This is a genomic window from Moorena sp. SIO3H5, from assembly GCF_010692395.1.
GTDB lineage: Bacteria > Cyanobacteriota > Cyanobacteriia > Cyanobacteriales > Coleofasciculaceae > Moorena.
In genome coordinates, this window is record NZ_JAAHHS010000776.1 from 1 (window position 1) to 1264 (window position 1264).

General features: G+C 47.9%; 2 protein-coding genes and 1 pseudogene. 1 reads left to right on the forward strand and 2 read right to left on the reverse strand.

Annotated features, from left to right (window positions below):
• Positions 1–106 (reverse strand): winged helix-turn-helix domain-containing protein (locus F6K52_RS37235; protein ID WP_364421523.1); only part of this gene is annotated, 106 nt, incomplete at its 3' end.
• Between the two features lie 68 nt (positions 107–174).
• Complete coding sequence (locus F6K52_RS36435) at positions 175–453, reverse strand: helix-turn-helix domain-containing protein (protein WP_293090124.1); 279 nt, start codon at positions 451–453, stop codon at positions 175–177.
• Positions 454–790: 337 nt separating this feature from the next.
• Here F6K52_RS36435 and F6K52_RS36440 point away from each other — a divergent pair.
• Positions 791–1264, forward strand: a pseudogene (locus tag F6K52_RS36440) (transposase); the annotation flags it as partial.

Sequence of the window (1264 nt, forward strand, 5' to 3'; positions counted from 1 at the left end):
TGGAAAACCCTAATTTTTTTAGGCACTTGCGAACGGTTTCGCGACAACACTCAATCTTGAACGTATCGTTTACCCAGCGAACCAGACGTTTGAGCGTCCATCTCACGGGCGGGTCGCCTTGGCGCTGTTGGGGAGGGGTAGCCGACCAGTCCAGCGCATGCCGAATACATCCATCTAGCCCTGCTTCAACTTCAGTAGACAAAGGGGGGGATGGCCTCCGGTATGACGATAGACCAATGCATTCAGACCGTTGTCATTGTATCGATGCACCCAATCCATCACCGTTTGAGGATTACGATGAGTCTGTTGGGCGACTTGAGTGGCATTCATCCCTTGAGTAATGTCATACAGGGCGAGTAATCGTTCTCGGGTACGAGGATGAGAGGCGTCTAGGGCTTGCTCTCTTAGCAGAGATGGGCTTTGGTTCCACTTGGCAGTATCAACTTTTAGCATCAATAACAGCAATCACTCATCACGACTATCTCTAGACTAAATGTTTATTCTCAAAAACTCCAGTTCTCAAGATGGACGGGGTTTAATATGTATAAAATATTTGAATTAGGAGATAAAAAATCATTGATACCACGCTGTTGCAAGGGCCGATTGCCTAAATTAGATACATCTGAAAAGGAGAAGACTAAAGTAATTAGATATAAACCTGGTTGACGGACAAAAGATCACTATAAAACGCTAAAACAATTTCCTGCTATGGGTTTAGCCGATTGCGTTGGTGGGAAGGAATACGGCAATCTTAAGAGGATAGATACCACTCATATCCAGTAGATTGCCGATGACCCCATTCTCTCATCTCCACGATGCCTTGAAAAGCTGGCTAGCCCCGACAGACTGGGCACACCAAACCCATCTAACGGTGGCTCTATTGATGGTCGCAGCGTTGATTCATACGGGGACGGTCAACCTGACCAAATGGGCGTTGTGCTTACCGAATCGAGGGGATAAACAACGTGCCCAAAGCCAACAGCGTCGGCTCTCTCGATGGCTTCACAATGCGCGGATTAATGTGCATCGCATCTACAAACCCTTGATCACTCAATCATTGGCAGATTGGAGCGACCCAGTGATGTATGTGGCGCTTGATACGTCTCTATTCTGGGAAGAGTACTGTTTAGTGCGTTTGGCCGTGGTTCATCGAGGACGCTCCCTCCCCCTGTGTTGGTGTGTTTTGCATCATCCTAGTGCCAGTGTGGCCTATGATGCCTATGCGTGGATACTCAAACGGGCAGCAGGGTGTATTCCTAAGGAA